Annotated in this window: 9 protein-coding genes; 8 read left to right on the top strand and 1 reads right to left on the bottom strand. The window is 60.2% G+C overall.

The features are described 5' to 3' along the window. From Q0C48_RS06990 to Q0C48_RS06975, 4 genes are all read left to right on the top strand, one after another. Nucleotides 1-335, top strand: a 335-nt coding sequence (locus tag Q0C48_RS06990) for a lytic murein transglycosylase (RefSeq protein WP_291522846.1), incomplete at its 5' end; no start/stop codon positions are given. Nucleotides 336-431: 96 nt separating this feature from the next. Then, the gene (locus tag Q0C48_RS06985) at nucleotides 432-1,778 is read left to right on the top strand and encodes a TRZ/ATZ family hydrolase (RefSeq protein ID WP_291522844.1); all 1,347 of its coding nucleotides are present in this window, start codon (nucleotides 432-434) and stop codon (nucleotides 1,776-1,778) included. Beyond that, nucleotides 1,775-2,482 carry a bifunctional 2-polyprenyl-6-hydroxyphenol methylase/3-demethylubiquinol 3-O-methyltransferase UbiG gene (gene ubiG, locus Q0C48_RS06980; RefSeq protein ID WP_291522842.1) on the top strand — a complete coding sequence of 236 codons (708 nt, stop codon included), beginning with the start codon at nucleotides 1,775-1,777 and terminating at the stop codon, nucleotides 2,480-2,482. Before Q0C48_RS06985 ends, ubiG begins: the two co-directional genes overlap by 4 nt. Then, a complete protein-coding gene (locus tag Q0C48_RS06975) occupies nucleotides 2,475-3,146 on the top strand; it encodes an HAD-IA family hydrolase (protein ID WP_291522840.1) in 672 nt (223 codons plus the stop codon). Before ubiG ends, Q0C48_RS06975 begins: the two co-directional genes overlap by 8 nt. Here the strand turns inward: Q0C48_RS06975 and Q0C48_RS06970 are convergent. After that, entirely contained in the window at nucleotides 3,111-4,061 is a 951-nt protein-coding gene (locus tag Q0C48_RS06970; RefSeq protein ID WP_291522838.1) for a DMT family transporter, read from the bottom strand. The genes Q0C48_RS06975 and Q0C48_RS06970 overlap by 36 nt on opposite strands. A gap of 154 nt (nucleotides 4,062-4,215) precedes the next feature. Here Q0C48_RS06970 and dapC point away from each other — a divergent pair, with 154 nt between their 5' ends. The 4 genes from dapC to Q0C48_RS06950 all read left to right on the top strand — a co-directional run bounded on the left by dapC (nucleotide 4,216) and on the right by Q0C48_RS06950 (nucleotide 8,451). Then, nucleotides 4,216-5,421, top strand: a complete 1,206-nt coding sequence (gene dapC / locus Q0C48_RS06965) for a succinyldiaminopimelate transaminase (RefSeq protein ID WP_291522848.1) — start codon at nucleotides 4,216-4,218, stop codon at nucleotides 5,419-5,421. A gap of 13 nt (nucleotides 5,422-5,434) precedes the next feature. Then, on the top strand, nucleotides 5,435-6,259 hold the full coding sequence (gene dapD / locus Q0C48_RS06960) for a 2,3,4,5-tetrahydropyridine-2,6-dicarboxylate N-succinyltransferase (protein WP_291522836.1): 825 nt from the start codon (nucleotides 5,435-5,437) through the stop codon (nucleotides 6,257-6,259). Nucleotides 6,260-6,270: 11 nt separating this feature from the next. Beyond that, nucleotides 6,271-7,419, top strand: a complete 1,149-nt coding sequence (dapE, locus tag Q0C48_RS06955) for a succinyl-diaminopimelate desuccinylase (protein WP_291522834.1) — start codon at nucleotides 6,271-6,273, stop codon at nucleotides 7,417-7,419. 69 nt (nucleotides 7,420-7,488) lie between these two features. Then, nucleotides 7,489-8,451: a sulfotransferase gene (locus tag Q0C48_RS06950; protein WP_291522831.1), complete on the top strand. Its 963-nt coding sequence runs from the start codon at nucleotides 7,489-7,491 to the stop codon at nucleotides 8,449-8,451. Nucleotides 8,452-8,623 lie beyond the last annotated feature (172 nt).

The raw sequence follows: 8,623 nt of genomic DNA, 5'->3' as shown, positions 1-8,623 counted from the left end.
CTTCCACCGCCAACTTCTTCCGCGGCCATGGCTGGCAGCCGGGACAGCCGGTGCTGGGCCGGGTATCCGGCGATCAGGGCGCTGACGTGGCGCCATTTCTACAAGGCAAGCACCCGCTTGCGCAACTGCGCGCTGCTGGCATTCAGCCGGATAAGGCTTCGAGGCTCCCAGGATCAACGCCAGTGGGCCTGCTGCGCTTGCAGACAGAGCGTGGCCCGACACTGTTCATCGCCTACCCGAATTTCTACGCCATCATGGGCTACAACCCGAGCACTTATTACTCGGCAACAGTCTGGGCCTACGCCGAAGCGATCAAGCGGGTTATCAACGGCTGATCCGGGGCCATATCACGGGCGCCGCGACATTTGTCGGACGCCGCTGCCCTTGTGCTAATATGGCGCCTTCCCTTTCCAGAAAGGATGGAGTCCGGTGTGGCGTTAGAAAAATCGGGAATGCAATCTGTCGATCTGATTATTCATGCGCGCTGGATCGTGCCGATTCGACCGCGTAGCGTACTCCAAGATCACGCCCTGGCGGTGCATGACGGACATATCCTCGCTATCGGCCCGGCCGAAGAAATCCGCGCGCGCTACACAGCAGCACACACTACGCAGCTCGACCACCATGTTCTGATGCCCGGCCTGGTCAACGCCCATACCCATGCGGCCATGACTCTGATGCGCGGACTCGCGGATGACCTGCCGCTGATGACTTGGCTGAATGAACATATATGGCCCGTAGAAGGCCGTTTTGTCAGCCCGGAATTTGTGGCCATGGGCACGGAACTGGCTGTCGTGGAGATGCTGCGCGGTGGCACCACCTCCTTCAATGACATGTACTTCTTCCCTGAAGCCGCGGCGGAGGTTGCCCAGCGCATGGGCATGCGGGCCACCATCGGGCACGTCATCATTGATTTCCCCACCGCCTATGCGGCCAATGCCGATGCCTGCCTGCAGGCGGCAGCGGACTTATTGCCGCGCCTGCGCCAGATGCCTCTCATTCGCCAGAGTATTGCCCCCCATGCGCCTTACACTGTCGGTGATGCGGGCTTGCGCGGGGCGCGCGACCTGGCCAAAGTGGAAGACCTGCCGGTGCACATGCACGTCCACGAAACCGCTTACGAGGTGCAGGAGGCCACTGATCGTGATGGCATGCGCCCACTGGCGCGCTTGGCCAGACTGGGATTATTGGACCAGCACTTTCTCGCCGTACACATGACCCAGTTGAATGACGAGGATTTGGCAATTTGCTGCGACTCGGGACTACGCGTTGCCCACTGCCCCGAATCCAACCTGAAGCTCGCTTCGGGGATGGCGCCGATAGCTGTCCTGCGTCAACAGGGCATCGGTTTGGCTATCGGGACAGATGGCGCGGCCAGTAACAATGACCTCGACATGCTGGGTGAATTGCGCACCGCCGCCTTGCTGGCGAAAGGCGTGAGTGGGGATCCCACCGCCTTCCCCGCCTGGGAGGCCCTGGAGGCCGCAACCCTGGGCGGTGCGGAGGCCATCGGCTGGGGCGCAGAAACGGGTAGCCTGGAACTCGGCAAGGCCGCCGACTGTATCGCCATTGATCTGGATCATCCGGCCACTTTCCCGGTCTATGATCCGGTCTCGCAGGTGGTGTATTGTGCCGGCCGCGATCAGGTCAGCCATGTCTGGGTAAACGGTAATCCGCGTATTGTCGAAGGACGAGCCGTGGATTGGGACACGCAGGATGTGTTTGCACGCGCCCGGAACTGGGCACAGCGCATTCGTGAAAAGGATAATGACGCATGAATATGGATCAGGCTGAAGTCAACAAGTTTGACGCCCTCGCCGATCAGTGGTGGGATACCGATGGACCCTTCCGTACCCTGCATGAAATCAACCCGTTGCGTCTCGACTTCATCGCCAAAGGCTGTGGTGGGCTGAATAGCAAGAAAGTGCTGGATGTGGGCACCGGGGGCGGACTCCTGGCAGAGGCCATGGCCCGTCAAGGGGCGGATGTTACCGGTATTGATCTCGCAGAGGACGGCCTGAATGCGGCACGCCGTCATGCAGATACTAGTCATCTCCGCATCGACTATCGGCAGATCGCCGTCGAGGATCTGGCCGCAGAAAAGCCGGGGTATTATGACGTGGTGACTTGCATGGAAATGCTGGAGCACGTCCCCGACCCGGCAGCCGTAGTGGCGGCTTGTGCTCGTCTGCTGCATCCCGGCGGCGACGCTTTTTTCGCCACCCTCAATCGCAATCCCAAAAGCTACCTGATGGCCGTCATCGGTGCCGAATATGTGCTGGGCTTACTGCCACGCGGCACCCACGATTATCAGAAATTCATCCGGCCCAGCGAACTGCTCAGCATGGCCCGCAAAGCCGGTCTGGAGACTTTATCGCTCAAGGGCATGCGCTTCGACCTTATCCGCCACCGCGGGTGGCTAACGGATGACGTCAGCGTCAACTATCTGAGCCATGCGCGCAAAGCAACTTCTGATGCCTGAGTTGGCCGCAGTACTCTTCGATCTCGATGGCACGCTGGTAGATACCGCCCCTGATCTCGGCGCCGCAGCCAATCGGATGCGGACCGATCGCGGGCTAGCGGCATTACCGCTGGAAATGCTCCGCCCGGTCGCCTCCCAGGGTGCCCGTGGTCTCTTGCGGGTAGCCTTTCATTTGCGGCCGGAGGACCCCGATTTTGCGCCCATGCGGGCGGAATTTCTGGAGATTTATGCCGCCCATATCTGCGAACAGAGCACCCTCTTTCCCGGTATGGTGGAAACACTGATGGCCCTGTCGGAGCGCGGAATGGTATGGGGCATTGTGACCAATAAACCGGGATTTCTGACCTTGCCTTTGCTGAACGCGCTCAAGCTACCGGTTGCCCCTGGCGCCGTCGTCAGCGGCGACACCACAGCACATGCCAAGCCCGATCCGCTGCCGGTCATCCATGCCCTTGCCGAGATGGGAGTCAGTGCGGCCCGGAGCCTCATGATTGGGGACGATCCGCGCGATATGACCGCGGGCAAGGCGGCGGGAACCCGCTGCTGGGCCGCCGCCTGGGGCTACCTGGAGGCCGGTAACGACCCGCAACACTGGGGTGCCGACCAAATCATCCAGCGCAGCGAACAGCTAGAGTTCGCCCTTCTCCATTTCGACGCCCCCTAGTAAAATAGGGTGCCCCTGGCTGCGGGTGATCTGCAGAAGCGCCGCCGCCAGTATCAAGGTACCTCCGAACAATTCCAGGAGCGTCGGCGCTTCCCCCGCCAGCCACCAGGCCGATAGCGCGCCCACGATGACCTCAAAAGGCATGATCACCGCCGAAACACTCACCGGCATCCGCGCTACGCCGAATTGCACCGCCACCGTCGCCCCGGCAATCCACAGCCAGGAAAAAGCCAGCAGATAACCGTACTCCGGCAATGGTAGCGCCGGTAACTGCTGAACAAGCGCAAAAGGCAAGGCAATCAGCACACAGCCCCACCATACTGCAGTGGCGCGGTGCACATCACCGAGGACCGTGTCCGCGCGCAGAATGACATTGCTCAGGGCGAAGGCGAGGCCGGAAGAAATAGCCAGCAGATCATTCATATCCATATCCGCGAGAGAAAACCCCTGACCATTGCTGACGACCAGAGCCGACCCACCCACCGCCAGCAAGGCCGCAAGGCCACCGCGCCAGCCTATCGCCTCCTTCAAAAAAATCCGCGCCGCAAAAATGGCCCAAACCGGTGAGAGATAGAAGAGCAGAAGGATACGGATAACCTCCCCATGCACCAGCGCCAGCATGAAGGCCACATTAGTCCAGCCACCGAGTAGGAGCAAGCCGACCAGAGTGCGCCCGTGATGCCGCAGTTCATGGCGGCGACGCCAGGACCATAGACCGGCAGGTATTGCCAGCAATAGATAGACAGCAAAAATCAGCCACGCGCCGCGCAGACCTGCCGCATTGAAATGGCGGAGCGGCCACCAGAGCACCCCCCAGAGGCTGGAGCCGACCAGGAGAGCAATCGTAGGGCCGCCCTGGTGGAGCGCGGAGGCTGGCTGAGTGTTCTGATGAATAGCGACCGTCCCATTTGGCAAAGTTTTAATTCCGCCGTATTGTCCTGCACAAATCGATAAAATCCCAGTACCTTTGTCAGCGCCCGAAATTCCGCCACCCCCGCCAGGAAAATTCCAGGCACTTGTCATGACCGCCATCCTTGCCCCAGAATCGCTGCTTATGACAAAAAACTCCATGAATCCCCTGCTGGAAACCTTGCAGGCTTATCCTTTCGAGCGTCTGCGCACGCTGCTGGCGGGCGTGACTCCGGCAGACAAGGAGCTCATCGACTTCTCCATCGGTGAGCCGCGTCATCCGGCGCCGGCCATAGTCAGTGAAGCAATCATTGAGCACCTGCATGGTCTCGCCGAGTATCCCAAGGTGCTCGGCGACCTGCGTTTACGGCAGGCCATTGCCGACTGGGCCACCCGGCGCTTTGCCCTGCCCGCTGGTTTTCTCGATCCGGAGCGGCATGTCATCCCCGCCAACGGCAGCCGCGAGGCTTTGTTCAGCGTCGCGCAGGCGGCGCTGCCGCCTTGTCAGACCCCCAAGCCTTTGGTCTTGTTGCCTAATCCCTTCTATCAGATTTATGAGGGTGCTGCCTTGCTCGCCGGGGCAGAGCCCTATTATCTGAATTGTGATGCCAGCGGGCAGCCGGACTTTCTCGCGGTGGAGGAATCGGTCTGGGCACGCTGCGCGTTACTCTACATCAACTCACCCCATAATCCGACGGGCGCGACCCTGTCTCTGGAAACCCTGGGCTGGTTGATTGACAAAGCCCGGCAACACGGCTTCGTGCTCGCTGCCGACGAGTGCTACAGCGAACTCTACCCCGAGGGAGATGCGCCCGCGGGCATTCTGGAGGCCGCCGCAGCGACAGGCAGTCTGGCGCAGGTGCTGGCTTTTCATAGCCTCTCCAAGCGCTCCAGCATTCCCGGTGCGCGCAGTGGTTTTGTCGCGGGTGACGCGGATATCCTCAAGGCTTTTGTCCGTTACCGGACCTATCTGGGTGCCGCCACCCCGCCCTTCATTCAGGCCGCCGCTATCGCCGCCTGGCAGGATGAGCAGCATGTGCAGCATACCCGTGCCGATTATGCCCGGAAGTTTGCCGCCGCCCATGATATTCTCGGTGCGGTGCTGCCGGTAGAAACGCCCGCCGGCGGCTTTTATCTCTGGCCACGGGTGAGGGATGGCGAAGCCTTCGTTCGCGCCCTCTACGAGGCAGAGCATGTACGCTGCCTGCCCGGTGCTTATCTGGCGCGGGATGCCCACGGCGTCCACCCTGGTAAGGATCGGGTCCGCATCGCGCTGGTCGGCAGCCTGGAAGATTGCGTCGAGGGCCTGCAGCGCATGCGTCACTTTATGGAACAATATACCATTTCGACCATTAACAAACCTTAATCAAGGAGTTCGTGTGAGCCAGAGTCTTGCCACCATTATCGACGCCGCCTGGGAAAACCGGGCGGAGATTTCCCCCAAGCAGGCATCGGCTGAACTGCGGGAAGCCGTGCATCAGACCATCGAAGGGCTGGACAAGGGCGTCCTGCGAGTGGCTGAAAAGCGCGATGGCCAGTGGGTCACCCATCAGTGGATCAAGAAGGCGGTGCTGCTCTCCTTCCGTTTGCAGGATAATGCCCGTATTCCGGGGGCCGAGACCAATTTTTACGACAAGGTGCCGGGCAAGTTTGCCGACTATAACAGCAACGATTTTCGCACCGGCGGTTTTCGGGTAGTGCCACCCGCCACGGCGCGGCGCGGGGCCTTTATCGGCCGTAACTGCGTGCTGATGCCCTCGTTCGTCAACATCGGTGCTTATGTGGATGAAGGCACCATGGTGGATACCTGGGCTACCGTCGGCTCCTGTGCCCAGATCGGCAAGAATGTGCATCTCTCCGGCGGTGTTGGCATCGGTGGCGTGCTGGAGCCCCTGCAGGCCAACCCCACCATCATCGAGGACAACTGCTTCATCGGTGCCCGCTCGGAAGTGGTGGAAGGCGTGATTGTTGAGGAGGGCTCGGTCATCTCTATGGGCGTCTTCATCGGCTCCAGCACGCGCATTTATGATCGTGCAACCGGTGAGATTACCTACGGACGGGTGCCCGCAGGTTCAGTGGTGGTTTCCGGCAGCTTGCCTTCCAAAGACGGCAGCTACAGCCTCTACTGCGCCGTCATCGTCAAGCAGGTGGATGCCAAAACCCTGGGCAAAGTCGGCATCAACGCCATTCTCCGTGACATCTGAGGGGGCGCCCCATGGGCAAAAGTGTCGTACTGGAGCTGGCTGAGGACCTGATTTCCCGCCCTTCGGTGACCCCGAAGGATGCAGGCTGTCAGGATCTGATGATCGCCCGGCTGGAGGCTGTCGGTTTCCGGGTGACACGCCTGCCCGCCGGGGGAGTGGAGAACTTTTGGGCGGAGCGGGGCGACGCCGGTCCGTGTCTTTGTTTTGCGGGACATACGGATGTGGTCCCCAGCGGCCCGCTCGCAGAATGGCAGAGCGACCCCTTTCAGCCGACCATCCGCGACGGCCTGCTCTACGGACGTGGCGCCGCCGATATGAAGGGCAGTCTTGCTGCCATGGTGGTGGCGGCAGAGCGTTTTGTCGCCCTGCATCCGGGGCATTCCGGGCGCCTGGCCTTTCTGATCACTTCCGATGAAGAAGGCATCGCCACCCATGGCACACGGCATGTGGTGGACTGGTTACGGGAACATGGGGAGACCATCGACTGGTGCGTGGTGGGCGAACCCTCTTCCGAAAACATGCTGGGCGATGTCATCAAAAATGGCCGGCGCGGCTCGCTGAATGGACGTCTGACCGTGCAGGGTATACAGGGTCATGTAGCCTACCCCGACAAGGCCGATAATCCCATCCATCGCGCTTTTCGCCCACTCGCGGATCTCGTGGATCAGACTTGGGATGCGGGGAATGGTTTTTTCCCGCCCACCCGTCTGCAGTTCTCCAATATCCATGCGGGTACCGGGGCTAACAATGTCATTCCCGGCCAGTTGCAGGCGGATTTTAATTTCCGTTTTTCCACGGAGTCCACGCCGGAATCTTTGCAGGCGGGGGTCCACAAAATTCTTGACGCCTCCGCCATGCGCTATGCCATTGACTGGCAGTTGTCCGGTCCGCCCTTCTTTACTGCACCGGGTCCCCTGGTAGCCGCCACTCAAAAGGCCTTACAAGCCGTAGAACAGCACGAGGCCCGGCTTTCTACCGGCGGCGGCACCTCGGACGGACGCTTCATCGCCCAGTTGGGCGGGCAAGTCGTGGAACTCGGACCCATCAATGCCACCATCCACAAGATCAACGAGTGCGTCGCCGTTGCCGATCTGGAGCATCTGTCCCAGATCTATACGGAGATCATGGTGCATCTGCTGGGGGCGGCGGATGGCCACTAGGCGCGTACGGCATATCGTCTACGCGCTGGCAGACATGGGGACTCTGGCACTGAGCGAAGGAACCGCATAATGTCACAACGTATATGGCCCAATTTCTATATCGTTGGTGCGGTAAAGAGCGGCACGACTTCGCTCTATGCCTACTTGCGGCAACATCCCCAGGTTTTTTTGCCGACGATGAAAGAACCGCATTTCTTTACCCGGCCCCATCCGTCTCCCGAACAGACCCATCTGATTCAGTACGTAGCCAACGTCGAGCAATATCAGCATCTCTACCGGGGTGCCAATCAGTTTCCCCGTATCGGGGATGCCAGTCCTTCTTATCTCTGGTGTGAAGAGGCCCCGGAGCGTATCCATGCCGTGCAGCCCGACGCACGCATCATTATCATCCTGCGCGACCCGGTACAACGGGCCTATGCGCAATACCTCATGGATTTCAATGAAGGGGTCCTCGACCTGCCGTTCATGGAGGCATTACAGCGGGACTGGACCCGTTCTGACAAAGGCTGGGGCATCTCCCAACTCTATGTGGAACTCGGGCGCTATACGGCGCAGATCATCCGTTATCAGCAGCGTTTTGGTGCCGACCATGTGCATGTTTGCCTCCTGGAAGATCTCAAAAAAACCCCGCTGGCGGTGCTGGAAGGCATTGCCGATTTTCTGGACATTGATCGTGCGGCCATGCGCGCCATTGATTTGGAAACGGCCCACAACGCGCACCGTCTGCCGCGCGGGAACTGGGCCCGGCGCCTTGCCAACGGACGTATGAGCCGTTTTATCGGCGAGCATCTTTTCCCCCATAGCTGGGGCGAATATATCTGGCGTCACATTTTTCTCCGCGAAGGTCGTAAGCCGCCCATGGACAGCGCCGCGCGCCGTTTTCTGCAGGAACTTTATGCCCCGGAAATCGAGCGCCTGGAACATTTGCTGGGTCGGCCGCTGCCAGAATTGCGGGTATCGTGGAAGACCTTCGAGCCGATAAAAGATACCAAACAGTCCGCCTTGCCCCAGAAGCCATCCGGCAATATCTGAGCCCTCGCTCAGGTGCCGCCAAGGCTTGCCGGACCCCGACGCGTCTACTATGTTTAATGGAGAGATGGCAATCGGATTTACAGTAGAGGAGAGGGTCATGTCTGGGCGTTATATACGTTTTTTCAAAGACATCCGCATAGAAGACGTGCCTCTGGTAGGCGGTAAAAATGCC

This window comes from Acidithiobacillus sp., assembly GCF_023255755.1.
Classification (GTDB): domain Bacteria; phylum Pseudomonadota; class Gammaproteobacteria; order Acidithiobacillales; family Acidithiobacillaceae; genus Acidithiobacillus.
The sequence above is the reverse complement of the archived record's forward strand: the minus strand, read 5'-3'. Positions and strand labels throughout refer to the sequence as shown.